Source organism: Burkholderia sp. BE17 (assembly GCF_009362305.1).
GTDB lineage: Bacteria > Pseudomonadota > Gammaproteobacteria > Burkholderiales > Burkholderiaceae > Burkholderia > Burkholderia pyrrocinia_C.
The window spans coordinates 100,832-115,893 of record NZ_WHNU01000019.1 but is presented as its reverse complement, the minus strand read 5'-3'; the positions used below and the strand labels follow the sequence as shown (position 1 = coordinate 115,893).

Sequence of the window (15,062 nt, the reverse complement as noted above, 5' to 3'; positions counted from 1 at the left end):
AATCCTTTGATCAGCCATGAAAGTGCGTTTCCAAGGGCCGCGATGACCGGAAGTCCACGCCGGCATCGGCACGCTATCCAATCGGACGTCGACACTCACCTTCGAAATACACAGCCACGCGAGTCGTTTGGTTGGCCGGATATCCACACGGGAATCCGCGTTGCCCTCGACGGCGTGCTCGCTCCCGGGCCTGAAATGCGCGGCGCTTCAGACGGCGTTGTCGGCCGAACGGCCGCGCCTTGACCGGCTGTCCGCCGATGGCACACTCACGCTCACCATTGAATTGCACTGCGCGTCGAGTCGCTTGAGGAGGTTGGCGCGCGCAATGAAATCTGCTCGCCACGGACCACTTACCCGCGCTCACCGTTAGAATGCACGGCCCTTCGATTGGCTTCCCGAACCGGATATCCACGTCGCCACGCACGCGCGGTTCGGTCACGCTTGCGTGCGTTCGGCTAGAATGCGCAGCGCTCCGAATCACACCAAAGGCCGGGAAGCCGCGCCGGAGCAGGCACGTCGCGCGGTCGGACGCCGACACTCACCGCTGAATTCCACAGCATTTCGCGTCGTTCCGTGGGTCGGTTATCCACAACCCTCCTCATGTATTGCGGGGCATCCGGTCATCCTCACCGGTGAAATGCACAGGGTGCCGAGTCGTTTCGATGTGTGGATATCCACAACGGATCGTGCGAAGAAGCGTTCGTCGGCACATCGGCGAAAGCGGTCAGCGCATCAACGCGCAGCATTCGGGCTATAGCCGGAAAGCCCTGTCTGGACAGCCTCGGCGGCACCCTCACCATTCGAATGCACAGCGTTTCGAGTCGCCTCGGGATGAGTTGTCCACATCCGTCCCATTGCGCTCACTCAAGCCGACACACGCTCCCGGGCAGCCTCACTCGGCGATCGAACGGATGACCGTTGCCGGATTGCCGCCGACCAGCGTATTCGACGGAACGTCCCTGGTGACGACGGCCGCGGCCGCGACGACCGAGTTCTCGCCCACCGTCACGCCACCGATGATCGTCGCACCCGCGCCGATCCACACGTTCCGTTCGATCGCGATCGGCTTCGCGATGACAAAGTCGCGCCGCCGGGAAGGTTCGACCGGATGGCCGGACGTGATGAGGCTGACGTTCGGCCCGATCATCACGTCGTCGCCGATCTCGAGCCCGCCCAGGTCGTAGAACGTGCAGTTCTGGTTGACGAACACGTTGCGCCCGATCTTCATGCCGGCGCCGCCCGTTGCATGGAACGGCGGAATCAGCACGAAACCGTCGTCCATCTGCGTGCCGATCAGTTCGCTGAACAACGCGCGGACGTCTGCCGCATCGTCGAACGTCAGGCGGTTGAGCCGCGCGGTGATCGCCATCGCTCGCTTGACCTCGGCCACCATGGCCGCCGATTCCGGCGTTCTTCGCGGAATGATCGTGGTGCAATCGTCGTTTGCCATTCGTTGCTTGTCTCCCTGAACGGTCGAACCGGCGGTGCATCGCAGTCACGCTGATCTGCACCGAGATTCTTGATTCGAATTTATGACTAGTTTTTATATAACTAGTCACTCATTAAACCGCTGTCGAACCCGCGTTGCTCGGGTACGCTTGAGCATCCACCGGACCCTACCTGCACCCAAACGCGGAGGCACGATGAAGCTCTACTACTGGCCGAAGACCCGGGCGTTCCGGGCGTTGTGGATGCTTGAGGAAATCGGCGTGGTGTACGAACTCGTGCCGATCGACCTGCGCTCGCACGAACAGGGCAGCGACGCGTTCGTGCAGGTCAACCCGATGGCCAAGCTGCCCGCGCTCGACGACGGCAGCGCGCCGTTCGCCGAATCGGGTGCCGTGCTGCTCTATCTCGCCGACCGTTGCCCGGGTGCCGGGCTCGGCGTCGCGCCCGACGATCCGCTGCGCGGCCGCTTCCTCCAATGGATGTTCTTCACGCCGACCTGCCTCGAACCGGCGATGGCCGAGAAATTCACGGGCGCGTCGGGCAATCCGGTCGCGTTCGGCTGGGGCAACATCACGCGCGTGCAGCGCGCGCTCGCGCAGACGCTCGCCCATAGCCCCTGGCTCGTCGGCGACCGCTTCACCGCAGCCGACCTGCTGCTCGCCAGCACGCTGAAGATCGCGTTCGACGCGCATCTGCTGCCGCACGAAGGCGTGCTCGGCGACTACGTCGCGCGAGCCGAGGACCGCGACGCGTTCCGCCGCGCGGTCGCGATCGAACAACGCGAAGCGGCGCGTCTGCTGCACGCTTGACGCATGCGGGGCGGCGCCCGCCGCCCCGCGAGCATACCTACGCAGCCGGCCCCTGCGCCGCGGCGCCCGCTTCGACCACCACGCCCGGCGAACCGCGCTCGTCGGTTTCGATGTCGACCGGCACTATGTCGTGAAAATGCGTGTAGTCGATGTGCGTGACGCCGTCTTCGTCGTGCATCAGGTCGACATAACGATGACGCCAGCGGATCTCCCCATGCGCCCATGAGTGCCGCGCCTGCATGACCTGCGCGGTCGTTTCGTCCGAGCCCTCGATCGTGATCAGCAGCGACGCATCGCGCGCGGCGAGCGATTCGGGTGTCTCGCCGAACAGCGCGCTCGATTCGTCGATCACGTGCATCAGGTTCCAGCCGAGCAGGAAGATCGGATGCTCGCTGCGCACGAGCGGCAGGTCGTGGATCTTGCGCAGCGAGTAGCCCTCGTGCGTGCCTTCGACGCGCATCAGCCGCAATTTCGCCTGCGCCTCGGCGATCACGTTCTGGCGTGCATTCGCGGCGCGCACCATCAGCGTCATCCGGCCGTTCAGCGGCCGCACGATCGCGTAGCGCGCGAACAGGATCTTCGCCTGCGGCCGGGAAAACCGCGCGAACACGAGCCCCGTGGCCAGCGCGATGCTCGACATCCCGACGAAGATCTCGAGCGTCGCGACCAGGTGCGCATAAGTAGTCTGCGGATGCATGTCGCCGTAGCCGACGGTCGCGAGCGTCTCGACGCTGAAGAAGAACGCGCCGCCGAACCCGGCCGGCGACTGGTTCGCGATCGGCGCATGGCCCAGCATGTAGAGCATCGCGAAGCCGCCGTTGAGCAGCAGGAACAGCACCGCGAGCGACAGGAAGAACACGGGCCAGCTCACCGTCAGCGCGCGGTGATAGAAATCGCGCCAGCCGAGCGGCGGCATCCCGTACGCGATCACCGGGCGGGTGCCCGACCAGATCTTGCGGCCACGGCCGCGGGAGGCGGGGGAGGACGAATCGACGTTCATCGCGCAGTGCCAGTTTCAGGGAGGCGATGAGCGTAGCACGCGCGGCGGCGGCCGGGAATGCGTGCCGATTCGGAATGGAAATTTGCCGCGCCGCCTGACGCGTGCGGCCGCGCAGCGTCGAAAAAAACCGGCCGCATGAAAGCGGCCGGCTGCATCGTCATCGTGCGGACCAGCGCGCGGAGCGCGCCGTTATCACTTCCGGTCGACGATCACCTGGTCGAACGTGCCGCCGTCGGCGAAATGGGTCTTCTGCGCGTTCGCCCAGCTGCCGAAGACCTGCTCGACGCTGAACGTCTTCAGCGACTTGAACTCGGCCGCATGCTTCTTCAGCACGTTCGCGTCGCGCGGGCGCAGATGGTGCCGCGCGATGATCTCCTGCGCTTCCGGCGTGTACAGGTAGTCGAGATACGCCTGCGCGACCTTGCGCGTGCCCTTCTTGTCGACGACCTTGTCGACGACGGCGACGGGCGGCTCCGCGAGGATGCTCGCCGACGGATACACGGCGTCGAACTGCGCGCCCGACGCGCCGGTGTCCATCAGCGCGACTTCGTTCTCGAACGTGACCAGCACGTCGCCGATGCCGCGCTGCGTGAACGTCGTCGTGGCGCCTCGGCCGCCCGAGTCGAGCACCGGCACGTTGCGGAAGATCGCCTTCTCGAAGTCGAGCGCCTGCTGGTCGGTCGCGCCCTTCTGCTTCTGGAAGCCCCACGCGGCCAGGTACGCGTAGCGGCCGTTGCCCGACGTCTTCGGGTTCGCGATGATCACCTGGACGCCCGGCTTCGCGAGATCGCTCCAGTCCTTGATCGCCTTCGGGTTGCCCTTGCGCACGAGGAACACCATCGTCGTCGAGTACGGCGAGCTGTTGTCCGGGAAGCGCGCGCGCCAGTCCTTCGGCAGCAGCTGGCCGCGCTCGGCGAGCAGGTCGATGTCGTTCGGCTGGTTCATCGTCACGACGTCGGCCTGCAACCCCTGCAGCACCGACAGCGCCTGCGCGCTCGACGCGCCGTGCGACTGCTTGAGCGCGACCGTCTCGCCGGTCTTCTGCTTGTAGGCGGCGGCAAAGCTCGTGTTGATGTCCTTGTACAGCTCGCGCGTCACGTCGTACGACACGTTCAGGATCGACGTGTCCGCGTGCGCAGCCGTCGCCGCCACGACGAGCGCCGCCGCCGCGCCCGTGTGCAGCCAGCGACCGATCCCCTTGATGCTTGCCATCGTGATATGCCCCGTTTCCAGTGGTAGTGAATGTGCGTGACGGCACGCGTACGCGCTGTCATCGAAACGTAAGCGGGCATTCTAGCGGCCGGGCACGGTGCGCCTTCCAATCAGTCGTGGAAAGCAAATCTCGAATCGTGCTAAACGGCGGCGGACGCTCGCGTGCGCGCCAGATCCGATGTTAAGATCGCCGCTCAGCCCACTTCACGGTTCATCCATGTCCGCTGCCCTGCGCTCGTTCTCGATCCTCGCCGCCGTCGCGGCAGGTGCGCGCGCGGCCGGGCTGAAACTGAAAAAACGACTCCTCGACTGACGGGGACGTCGCGTCCCGTCAGGCGAATGCCGGACGGGATGCCCGCAGGTCGTTTCTTTCTCCTTGCCCGCATGCCTCGTTCCGGCACTCCGCCGGCGGAACGGTTCCTTCCCACTCCGTTTCCACCATGAGGCTTTTCATGCACACACGTTTCGAAGGTATCTGGCTGCCGATCATCACGCCGTTCCACCGCGGCGAGGTCGACCATGCGGCCCTCGCGCGGCTCGCGCGCCACTATGCGGCCGCGGGCATCGCGGGCTTCGTCGCGGGCGCGACGACCGGTGAAGGCGTGCTGCTCGACGCGCGCGAACAGGACGCCGTGTTCGCGACGCTGCGCGACGCGGCGCCTGGCCTGCCGGTCGTCGTCGGGCTGACCGCGAGCGCGACGCATGTCGCGGCGGCACGCGCGCGCGAACTTGCGGCGCTACGGCCCGACGGGCTGCTCGTCACGCCGCCCGTCTACGTGCGGCCGACGCAGGACGGCATCCGCCGCCATGTCGAGGCGATCGTCGACGCGGCCGACCTGCCGGCGCTCGTCTACAACATCCCGTACCGCACCGGCGTGAACGTCGAACTGGAGACGCTGCAGGCGCTTGCGCGCGACCCGCGCGTCGCGGGCATCAAGGAATGCGGCGGCACGCTCGACCGGATGAGCCGGCTCGTGCACGACACGCCGCTTGCGATCCTGTCCGGCGACGACAACCAGAACTTCGCGGCGCTGTGCGCCGGTGCGCACGGCGCGATCGCGAGCAGCGCGCACGTGCTGCCCGAATGGCATGTGCGCATCCATGCGCTGCTGCGCGACGGACGGCTCGCCGATGCGCGGCGCCTGTCGGTCGCGCTGCAACCGCTCGTCGCGGCGCTGTTCGCGGAGCCGAACCCGGCGCCGGTGAAGGCCGTGCTGGCCGCGCAAGGGTGGTGCGAGGACGGGTTGCGGCTGCCGTTCGTGCCGGCGAGCGAGGGGTTGCGGGAGCGGTTGGCCATGCTTTGTGCGGAACTGGAAGCGTCTGCGCAAGCTGTCGCCGCAGCGTAGGATTTCGCTCCGAGAACTGTTTCAGACCGTCAGAATCCGCGACGCGCCATACTGCGAAAGATGGCCGTCCGCGGTGACGAGCAGCAGCGGTTCGTACCACGCCTGCGCGACGAGCAACCGGTCGAACGGGTCGAGATGATAGTGGGGCAGATGGCGCACGGCCGCGCCGTGTGCGGCCCGAACCGGCAGTTCGCGGTACTGGCTCGTGTTGATCCTTTCGACCAACCGATCCACATCGACGTCCAGCTTTCCCTTCCCTGCCTTGATCGCCACTTCCCAGATGCTCGCGCTGCCGATGGACACTTCGTCGGCAGCGTGATCAGATTACGCGCACGAACGCTCAGTTTCGGATCATTCGCCAGCGCCCACAGAAAGATGTGCGTATCGAAGAGCAGCCTCATTACTTCCCTACGAACGCGGCAAGCTCTTTGGCGGAAAGCGGTGCGTCGAAGTCATCGGCGATCCACATCTGCCCCTCGAGGGCACCGAATGAATGAATTGGCCTGAGCGGCACGAGCCGGACCGACTGCTTGCCGTCCTGCATGATCACGACGCGTTCGCCGGCGATCGCGGCATCGACCAGCCGCTGCAGATCGAGCGAAGCTTCCTGGAGGCTTGCGACTTGCATGTTGAGCTCCATCCATTGAGTGACCACCATTGTCGCGACATTCGCCCCGTTGCTCCAATAGGCCGAACGTCCAGGCGAACGCATGCCTGTCGATTGGTATCAGGCCGCCAGCACCGCCCCCTCCGTCGCGTCCCGCACCGCCTGCGTCACGATCCGCGCGAGCCGGTCGACGGTCGGCGTTGCCGACGACGTGCGCCGCAGCAGGATCAGCGGCAGGCTCGGCAGTTCCGGCAGCCCGGACGACGACGCGTCGAGCACGCGCACCGACGCGGGCAGCCCGTAGTGCGAGCGCACCGTCAGCCCGAGGCCGGCCGCCGCCGCCGCCCATAGCCCGGCGAGGCTCGGCGTCGTGAACGCGACGCGCCACGGCACGCTCGCGCGGTCGAGCGCATCGGTCGCCGCGCCGAAGAACCGGCACGGCCGGTCGAACACGACGAGCGGCAGCGGCTCGCCCGGCGCGCGCACGGCACGGCCGCCCGTTTCGCGGCGCGCAATCGCTGCCATATCGTCTTCCGCGCCCTCCCCGCCGCCGTCCGGCATCCCGAACCCGCCCGCGCCCACCGCGCCGATCCATTGCATCGGCACCTGCGCGATCGCTTCGCTGTCGATCCCTGCCCGCGACACGAGCGCCGCCGACGCCGGGTCGCCCCACACGAGTGCGAGATCCAGTTGGTTCGCATCGAGCCGGTCGAGCAGTTCGGCATTGCGCGCCACGCGCGCCTCGATCCTCACCTTCGAATGCGCGCGCGCAAATCGCCCGAGCACGTCGGGCAGGATCGCCTCGCCGAAATCCTCCTGCAGCCCGACGCGCACCCAGCCGTCGAGATTCACGCCGCGCACGGCCGCGGCCGCCTCGTCGTTCAGCTCGATCATCCGCCGCGCATAGCGCAGCATCGCGTCGCCGGCGTCGGTCAGCGCGAGCCCGCGCCCGGCTTTCACGAACAGCGGCGTGCCGGCCTGCTCCTCGAGCTTGCGGATCTGCGCGCTCACCGCCGACGACGAGCGCGCGACGCGGTCGGCCGCCTTCGCGAAACTGCCGAGATCCACGCCCGCGACGAGGCTGCGCAGCGCCGCCACGTCGAAGTTGGGCCGGGCATGCGCGGCATCGGCCATTGCGAGCGGCTCGTCGCCGCCACGGGGAATGTCTTGTCCGGGCACGTCAACCATCCTGTTTCATCGAACGATTCATCAAAAACTTTCCGATTTTCAGGATGAATGTAGGCCGCCAGACTGTCGATGTCAATTTCCAACCAGGCCTGCCGCCATGGATACCACCTGCATCGCTTCCCCCTCCTCGCCGGCGCGTGACGCGCGCGGGCCGGCCCACCGCTGGCGCGTGCTGGCGGCCGGCGTCGCCGCGAACATGAGCTTTTCGGCTGCCGCGGCCGGCATTCCGACCACCGCCGTGTGGATGCGCACGGCCTATCACCTCGACAACGGCGCGCTCGGCCTCGTGCTCGGCGCGCTCGGCTTCGGCGTCGCGCTGTCCGAGCTGCCTTGGGGAATCGCCGCCGACCGCTTCGGCGATCGCCGCGTGCTGCTGACCGGGCTCGTCGCAACGGCCGCGATGCTCGCGCTGATGATGTGCGCGATCGTCCCGACCGCGCACGCGGTGCCGCCGCTGGTGCGCGTCGTCGCGATGATGAGCTGCGTCGGCCTGCTTGGCGGCAGCGTAAACGGGTCGAGCGGGCGCGCGGTAATGCGCTGGTTCGGCGAGCGCGAACGCGGCCTCGCGATGAGCATCCGCCAGACGGCCGTGCCGCTCGGCGGCGGCATCGGCGCGGCACTGCTGCCGTCGCTCGCGTCGCACCTGGGTTTCGCCGCGGTGTTCGGTGCGCTGATGCTGTTGTGCGCGGGATCGGCCGCGCTGACCTGGCGTTGGCTGCGCGAACCGCCCGCCGCGCCGGCCACCGTGCACGGCACCGTGCATCGTCCCGTCGAACAGCAGCAGCCCGCCCGGCATGCGCGCGGCCCGCTCGCGAGCGGCCGCGTGTGGCGCATCGTGCTCGGCATGGGCCTGCTGTGCACGCCGCAGTTCGCGGTGCTCACGTTCGCGACGGTGTTCCTGCACGACTTCGGCCGGCTCCGCCTCGCCGGCATCAGCGCGGCGATGGTCGCGCTGCAGCTCGGCGCGATGGTGATGCGCGTCTGGAGCGGCCGCCATACCGACCGGCACGGCAACCGCCGCGCGTACCTGCGCGGTTCGGTGCTCGTCGCCGCCGGGTCGTTCGCGCTGCTTGCTGCCGCGACGGCCGGCAGCCCGCACGTGCCGCTCGCGGCGATCGTCGCGATTCTCGTGTTCGCGGGCGTCTGCGTATCGGCATGGCACGGCGTCGCGTATACGGAGCTCGCGACGCTCGCCGGCGCGAACCACGCGGGCACCGCGCTCGGGATGGCGAACACGATCGTCTACCTCGGGCTGTTCGCGACGCCGCTCGCGATTCCGCCGCTGCTCGCCGTCAGTTCGTGGAGCGTCGTCTGGCTCGCGGCCGCGCTGGTCGCCGGCGCGACCTATCCGCTGTTCGCCGCGCGATAGCGGCCGCATGTTGCACGCGGGCGTCTCCGCATAGACAACGACGCCCGCGCATCCGTCAGCCCGCCTCGCGCGCCAACGCACGCCGCGCGGCCGGCCGTTCGGCCTCGCGCTGCGCATGAGCGGTCCACGCGGGATGCCGCGTCATGTCGAGCCCGATCGCGACGCCCCAGCGATACAGCACGAGCAGGAACGGATCGACGATCGAATGGCCGCCCGGTTCGGCCCACGCGCGGCCGTCGGCGAGCGCGGCTTCGATCTTCTCGTTCGCGGCATCGATCGTGCCGCGCCCGTGCGTGCTGACCGCACCGTGCAGGGCCGGATCGCCGATGAAGCGGCCCGGCCGCCACAGCGCGCCGTAGCCGACGCCATGCACCCAGCCGACCAGCCAGGCGAGCCATTCGTGGCAGCGCGCCTCGCGCAGCGGATCGTCGAGCGGCAGCAATCGCGCATCCGGATAACGGCGCGCGAGATACGTGAGGATCGCCGGCGTTTCGGTGAGCACGCGCGGCTCGCCCGGAATCGCGAGCGCGGGCACGCGCGCCTTCGCGTTGATCGCGAGATAGCGCGCTTCGAGGTTCTGCTGTTTCTGCACGGAGACGATCTCGACGTCGAACGGCGCGCCGGTTTCCTCCAGCGCGATGTGGGCGGCAAGCGAGCAGGCGCCCGGCGAAAGATAGAGACGGTATGCGTTCATGTTGATGTGGCCCGACCGGGCTGTAGAAGACGGAACCGAGTGTAGGAACGCGTGGCCGGACGCCGCAAACGATGAATTGTCGTGCCCGGACATTAGTATTACTAATACCCGCATGCGACGCATCCACCTCCCTCCGCTGCAGACGCTACGCGCGTTCGAGGCCGCCGTGCGGCTGCAGAGCTTCACGCGCGCGGCCGACACACTCGCACTCACGCAAGGCGCGGTCAGCCAGCACATCCGCGCGCTCGAGGCGCAGCTCGGCTACCCGCTCTTCACGCGCGAGCGCAACGGCGCGACACCGACGCACGCCGCGCACGCGCTCGCGCTGCAGGTGCGCCAGGGCCTGAGCGTGCTCGAACGCGCGTTCGAGCCGACGCTCGCCGTGCGCAGCCGCCCGCGCACCTGCGACGTCACGCTGAACGTCAGCGTGCTGCCGAGCGTCGCCGAGCGCTGGCTCGCGCCGCGCCTGCCGCGCTTCTCGGCCGCGCATCCGCACATCGCGATCGCGCTGCACCCGGACGCGACGCTCGCGCCGCTGCGCAAGCGCGACCGCATCGACGTCGCGCTGCGCTACGGGCCCGGCACGTGGCCGGGCGTCGTCGCCGAGAAGCTGATGAACGAGACGATCTTTCCGGTCGCAAGCCCCGCGTACCGCAATCGCGACGGCATCGCGCCGCGCGCGCCGGCCGATCTCCTGCGCGCGACGCTACTGCGCCATCCCGCGCAGCCGTGGGAACCGTGGTTCCAGGCCGCGCGGCTCGATCTCACCGAATCCGCGCGCGCGCCGCGCTTCACCGATGCGAACGCGCTGATCGACGCGACGCTGAAAGGGCGCGGCGTCGCACTCGCACGCCGCTCGCTGATCGAGCCCGAACTCGCGGCCGGCACGCTCGTGCGCGTGTCGACGGTGCGCGTGACCGACGTGTACGCGCACTATGTCGTGTGGCGCCCCGGCCATCCGCACGAAGCGGCGATCCGCACCTGGCTCGACTGGCTGCGCAGCGAAGTGCGGCGCAGGACGCCGCGGCGCTGACAGGTGGCGGTCGGCGGTCGGCGATGGCCGCACGCACGCGAAAGTAATCCGTTAGTTTGACGAAGGCGTTTCGCGATCACACGCCGATCGCAAACGATTCACCGAAACGTCGCATCGCACCGGCATACTCGAAAACGTTTCCCGATCAGCCTGCCAGGAGAGAAGTCATGCGTCGCGTTTCCGTCGTCGTCGTTCTTTGTGCCGCCGCTTTGGTCGCCGCCTGCAGCGACGACGCGCCGCACGACGCGCACGCGGCCGACGCATCGCAGCAGGCCGGCGCATCGAGCGGCTCCGCCAGCGCGTTCAACAGCGATGCCAGCGCGAATGCCGCCGCGTCCGGTGCCGCCCCGCTCGCGCCGCCCGTCGTGCATTACCCGCCCGATGACGACGACGATGCGAAGCCCGCGTCGAACGCGGCCGCGTCGGCCACGGCTGCATCTTCGCCGAGCTGATCGCGCCGATTCCGTCCTCCAACCGCAGAGCCGAGGTGGACAACATGCCGTCATCGAGCCACCAATGGCATGACGTGACGGTGAGCGGGCGCGAACGGCACGTTCTCGCGCCGTTTCGCGGGCCTCGTCGAGAACGGCCGGCCGGGCTATTCGGATCCGGCCGCGGTGCAGCCCGTCTCCGCGTCGTAAGCGCAACGGCGTGGCGCGGCAGCCGCCGCGCAGCGTGCGCCGCCCGTCAGACCGCGTGCGCGAGCGCGCGGTCGACAAGCGCGGCCTCGAAGCCGTCGTCCGCATCGCGAAAGCGCAGCGGCGCCGCGCAATGGACGAGCGTGTCGACGAAGTACTTCGCGCGCGGCCACGGCCCGAAGCCGGCCGCCGTATTGATGTGCCCGGCGTCGCCGAGATTAACGAACGCGCTGCCCAGGCGCTGCGCGAGCGTGCGCGCATCGGCGAGCGGCATCCACGGATCGGTCTCGCTGCCGATCACGATCGACGGCACCGCGAGCCGGCGCGCGTCGAACGGCCCGGCAAACGTGAATTTCTTCGGACTGGCGGGCGCGACGAGCAGCACGCCCGCGACGTCGCCCGCATGCGGCCACTGCGCGAGCGCATGCGCGGCCGCGAGGCAGCCGAAGCTGTGCGCGGCGAGCACGAACGGGCCGCGCTCGCGGTCGAGCAGTGCGCGCACGGACTGCGCCCAGCGCGCGAGATCGGGCGCGTCCCAGTCGTCCTGCTCGACGCGCAGCGAGCGCGGGAACTGCCGCTCGAGCCAGCTCTGCCAGTGAGCGCCTTCGCTGCCGTGCAGGCCCGGAACGGTGACGAGCCGCGGCGGCCACGCCGATTTGCTGCATGCGCGCATGATTGCCCTCGCTTGCTTGAAGACGAGTTTCGATTGTGGCGCGCGGCGCCCGGCGGCCGAACCAATATTTTGTGCTTTGCTTTTGCGCGGGCCTGGCGCCGGCGGCCCGGCTCCAACCCGCGCCGGGCGGCCGGCCCGCGCGACGGCGCGATGTGCCGCGAAACCGTAGAATGTGGGCTTCCCGTCAGCTTCACACCGGACCGGGCCGGGCGCCGACGCGCCGGGCCCGGCCGTCAGGAGACGCCCGATGTCCGCTACGCCCGCCGGCGCGCCGCGCCCGGCTACTCTCGCCTTTTCCGTGACGAGCCTCGCCGGCGCGCGCGCAGTCATGCAATGAAGATCCTGTTCTTTTCCCCGCACCAGGAAGCCGCCGCGTGGCGCGACGAGATCGCGCACGCGCTGCCGGAAGCCGAACTGCGCGCATGGCAGCCGGGCGACACGGCCGCCGCCGACTACGCGCTCGTGTGGCGCGCGCCGCGCGAGTTGTTCGCGCCGCGCGACGGCCTGCGCGCGATCTTCAACCTCGGCGCGGGCGTCGACGCGCTGCTCGCGCTCGACCGCGCGCATCCGGGCACGCTGCCCGCGCACGTGCCGCTCGTGCGGCTCGAGGATTCGGGCATGGCACGGCAGATGGTCGAATACGTGACGCACGCGGTGCTGCGCTACCTGCGTCGTTTCGACGAATACGATGCGCAGCAGCGCGAGCGCCGCTGGCTTCCGCTCGAACCGCATCCGCGCGCAACGTTCACCGTCGCCGTGCTCGGCCTCGGCGTGCTCGGCGCGCAGGTTGCGCTCGCGCTCGCCGCGCTCGGCCTGCCGGTGCGCGGCTACAGCCGCAGCGCGAAGCAGCTCGACGGCATCGCGACCTTCGCCGGCGACGGTGCATTCGACGCATGCATCGACGGCGCGAAGGTGCTCGTCAACCTGCTGCCGAGCACGCCCGACACCGACGGCATCCTGTCGTCGCGCGCGTTCGCGCGGCTCGCGCCCGGCGCGTATGTCGTCAACGTCGCGCGCGGCACGCATCTCGTCGAGGCCGACCTGCTCGACGCGCTCGCGAGCGGCCGGATCGCCGCGGCCACGCTCGACGTGTTCCAGCACGAACCGCTGCCGGACGATCATCCGTTCTGGCGCGCGCCGCGCATCACGATCACGCCGCACAGCTCCGCCGAGACGCTGCGCGCGGAGGCCGTCGAGCAGATCGCCGGCAAGATCCGCGCATTCGAGCGCGGCGAGCGCGTCGGCGGCATCGTCGACTACGCGCGCGGTTATTGAATTCCGCTCTACACAGATACCAGGAACCAGGAGACAACCATGACGTTCCCCACCGCCGTCAAGATCGTCGAAGTCGGCCCGCGCGACGGGCTGCAGAACGAGAAGACCTTCGTGCCGACCGACGTGAAGATCGCGCTCGTCGACCGCCTGTCGCGCGCCGGTTTCCGCAACATCGAGGCCGCATCGTTCGTGTCGCCGAAATGGGTGCCGCAGATGGCCGACGGCGCCGACGTGATGGCCGGCATCGAGCGCCGCGCGGGCACCGTGTACTCGGTGCTCACGCCGAACCTGAAGGGCTTCGAGAACGCGCTCGCCGCGCGCGCCGACGAAGTCGTGATCTTCGGCGCGGCGAGCGAGGCATTCTCGCAGCGGAACATCAACTGCAGCATCGCCGAGAGCATCGCGCGCTTCGAGCCCGTCGCGAAGGCCGCGAAGGACGCCGACCTGCGGCTGCGCGGCAGCGTGTCGTGCACGCTCGGCTGCCCGTACCAGGGCGAGGTGCCGGTCGCGTCGGTCGTCGACGTCGTCGAACGCTTCGCGGCGCTCGGCTGCGACGAGATCGACATCGCCGATACGATCGGCGTCGGCACACCGAAGCGCACCCGCGAAGTGCTCTCGGCCGTCACGCGCGTGTTCCCGCGCGAACGCCTGTCGGGCCACTTCCACGATACCTACGGCCAGGCGCTCGCGAACATCTACGCGGCGTTGTTCGAAGGGATCGAGATCTTTCACGCGTCGGTCGCCGGCCTCGGCGGTTGCCCGTACGCGAAGGGCGCGACCGGCAACGTCGCGACCGAGGACGTGCTGTACCTGATGCAGGGCCTCGGCATCGACACCGGCGTCGATCTCGCGCAAGTCGTCGCCGCCGGCGACTTCATCTCGAATGCGATCGGCCGCACGAACGTGTCGCGCGCCGGTCGCGCGCTGCTCGCCAAGGCGCAGAGCGCGGCCGACGCCGCGAACTGCGTCTGACCCCGGCATTCCATGGATTCCTCAACATGACGACACCTGCTTCATTCGATTCCCTCCCCGATTCCGCGCGCAGAGTCGCGCTGCTGCTGCGCGAGCGCGGCCATGCGAAAGGCATCGTGATGCTCGCCGAAACCGGCAAGACGTCGGCCGAGGCCGCGGCCGGGCTCGGCTGCGAGGTCGCGCAGATCGCGAAGTCGATCCTGTTTCGCCGGCAGTCGGACGGCGCGCCCGTGCTCGTGGTCGCGAGCGGCGTCAACCGCGTCGATGAAAAGAAGGTTGCCGCGCAGGTCGGCGAGGTGGGCCGCGCGGACGCGAAGTTCGTGCGCGACAACACCGGCTATGCGATCGGCGGTGTCTGCCCGATCGGCCATCTCGTCGAGCCCGTCACGCTGATCGATGCAGACCTGCTCGAGCTCGACAGCCTGTGGGCGGCCGCCGGCCATCCGCACGCGGTGTTCAACCTGTCGCCGCACGAACTCGTGTCGCTGACGGGCGCACCGGTCGCGGACGTCGCATTGCGGGACAACGCATGAGCGACGTGCAGGTGCCGGTCGGCACGGTCGCCTCGCCGTGCACGGACGTCTGCAGGATCGATCCGCGCACCGACTGGTGCGCGGGCTGCCTGCGCACGCGCGACGAGATCAAGGGATGGCGTGCGTCGGACGACGACGCGCGGCGCGCGCTGCTCTCGCGCCTCGATGCGCGGCGACGCATGCTCGCCGGGAGCGGCACATAAAAAAAAGCCGTTCAGCCTCACGGGCGAACGGCGTCGAGATCGGAATCCTGTGAACGTGATC

The 15,062-nt window shown here is 68.9% G+C and carries 16 protein-coding genes and 1 pseudogene; 9 read left to right on the top strand and 8 right to left on the bottom strand.

What is annotated here, in order from left to right; all coding sequences use genetic code 11:
* Positions 1-892: 892 nt before the first annotated feature.
* Complete coding sequence (locus GD429_RS18150; RefSeq protein ID WP_152858580.1) at positions 893-1,450, bottom strand: DapH/DapD/GlmU-related protein; 558 nt, start codon at positions 1,448-1,450, stop codon at positions 893-895.
* Between the two features lie 193 nt (positions 1,451-1,643).
* Between GD429_RS18150 and GD429_RS18145 the strand changes: the two genes are divergently transcribed.
* A complete protein-coding gene (locus GD429_RS18145) occupies positions 1,644-2,258 on the top strand; it encodes a glutathione S-transferase family protein (RefSeq protein ID WP_152858577.1) in 615 nt (204 codons plus the stop codon).
* A 37-nt stretch (positions 2,259-2,295) separates the two neighbouring features.
* On the opposite strand, the gene GD429_RS18140 is transcribed toward GD429_RS18145, so the two are convergent.
* Entirely contained in the window at positions 2,296-3,258 is a 963-nt protein-coding gene (locus GD429_RS18140) for an ion channel (RefSeq protein ID WP_152858574.1), read from the bottom strand.
* 192 nt (positions 3,259-3,450) lie between these two features.
* A complete protein-coding gene (locus GD429_RS18135; RefSeq protein WP_152858571.1) occupies positions 3,451-4,470 on the bottom strand; it encodes a sulfate ABC transporter substrate-binding protein in 1,020 nt (339 codons plus the stop codon).
* A gap of 452 nt (positions 4,471-4,922) precedes the next feature.
* On the opposite strand from GD429_RS18135, the gene dapA reads away from it, so the two are divergent.
* Positions 4,923-5,816, top strand: a complete 894-nt coding sequence (gene dapA / locus GD429_RS18125) for a 4-hydroxy-tetrahydrodipicolinate synthase (protein WP_152858568.1) — start codon at positions 4,923-4,925, stop codon at positions 5,814-5,816.
* Between the two features lie 21 nt (positions 5,817-5,837).
* Here the strand turns inward: dapA and GD429_RS18120 are convergent.
* From GD429_RS18120 to GD429_RS18110, 3 genes and pseudogenes are all read right to left on the bottom strand, one after another.
* Positions 5,838-6,217, bottom strand: a pseudogene (locus tag GD429_RS18120) (type II toxin-antitoxin system VapC family toxin).
* Positions 6,217-6,474, bottom strand: coding sequence for a type II toxin-antitoxin system Phd/YefM family antitoxin (locus GD429_RS18115; RefSeq protein ID WP_227791676.1), 258 nt, complete (start codon positions 6,472-6,474; stop codon positions 6,217-6,219). Before GD429_RS18115 ends, GD429_RS18120 begins: the two are co-directional and overlap by 1 nt.
* Before the next feature lie 69 nt (positions 6,475-6,543).
* A complete protein-coding gene (locus GD429_RS18110; protein WP_415748941.1) occupies positions 6,544-7,602 on the bottom strand; it encodes a LysR substrate-binding domain-containing protein in 1,059 nt (352 codons plus the stop codon).
* A gap of 106 nt (positions 7,603-7,708) precedes the next feature.
* Here GD429_RS18110 and GD429_RS18105 point away from each other — a divergent pair, with 106 nt between their 5' ends.
* The gene (locus tag GD429_RS18105; RefSeq protein WP_152858562.1) at positions 7,709-8,980 is read left to right on the top strand and encodes an MFS transporter; all 1,272 of its coding nucleotides are present in this window, start codon (positions 7,709-7,711) and stop codon (positions 8,978-8,980) included.
* 55 nt (positions 8,981-9,035) lie between these two features.
* On the opposite strand, the gene GD429_RS18100 is transcribed toward GD429_RS18105, so the two are convergent.
* The gene (locus GD429_RS18100; RefSeq protein WP_152858559.1) at positions 9,036-9,674 is read right to left on the bottom strand and encodes a glutathione S-transferase family protein; all 639 of its coding nucleotides are present in this window, start codon (positions 9,672-9,674) and stop codon (positions 9,036-9,038) included.
* A 112-nt stretch (positions 9,675-9,786) separates the two neighbouring features.
* On the opposite strand from GD429_RS18100, the gene GD429_RS18095 reads away from it, so the two are divergent.
* Positions 9,787-10,707: a LysR substrate-binding domain-containing protein gene (locus GD429_RS18095; RefSeq protein ID WP_152858556.1), complete on the top strand. Its 921-nt coding sequence runs from the start codon at positions 9,787-9,789 to the stop codon at positions 10,705-10,707.
* Positions 10,708-10,874: 167 nt separating this feature from the next.
* Positions 10,875-11,159, top strand: coding sequence for a hypothetical protein (locus tag GD429_RS18090; protein ID WP_152858554.1), 285 nt, complete (start codon positions 10,875-10,877; stop codon positions 11,157-11,159).
* Positions 11,160-11,394: 235 nt separating this feature from the next.
* Here the strand turns inward: GD429_RS18090 and GD429_RS18085 are convergent, their stop codons facing one another.
* A complete protein-coding gene (locus GD429_RS18085; RefSeq protein ID WP_152858551.1) occupies positions 11,395-12,018 on the bottom strand; it encodes an RBBP9/YdeN family alpha/beta hydrolase in 624 nt (207 codons plus the stop codon).
* A gap of 333 nt (positions 12,019-12,351) precedes the next feature.
* On the opposite strand from GD429_RS18085, the gene GD429_RS18075 reads away from it, so the two are divergent.
* The 4 genes from GD429_RS18075 to GD429_RS18060 are packed head-to-tail and all read left to right on the top strand — an operon-like array spanning position 12,352 to position 15,001.
* Positions 12,352-13,293, top strand: coding sequence for a 2-hydroxyacid dehydrogenase (locus GD429_RS18075; protein WP_152858549.1), 942 nt, complete (start codon positions 12,352-12,354; stop codon positions 13,291-13,293).
* Between the two features lie 39 nt (positions 13,294-13,332).
* A complete protein-coding gene (locus tag GD429_RS18070; protein ID WP_152858547.1) occupies positions 13,333-14,265 on the top strand; it encodes a hydroxymethylglutaryl-CoA lyase in 933 nt (310 codons plus the stop codon).
* A gap of 26 nt (positions 14,266-14,291) precedes the next feature.
* Entirely contained in the window at positions 14,292-14,798 is a 507-nt protein-coding gene (locus tag GD429_RS18065; protein WP_034179210.1) for a YbaK/EbsC family protein, read from the top strand.
* Positions 14,795-15,001, top strand: a complete 207-nt coding sequence (locus GD429_RS18060; RefSeq protein WP_152858545.1) for a DUF1289 domain-containing protein — start codon at positions 14,795-14,797, stop codon at positions 14,999-15,001. The genes GD429_RS18065 and GD429_RS18060 overlap by 4 nt, the downstream gene beginning before the upstream one ends.
* The last annotated feature ends 61 nt before the right edge of the window (positions 15,002-15,062 follow it).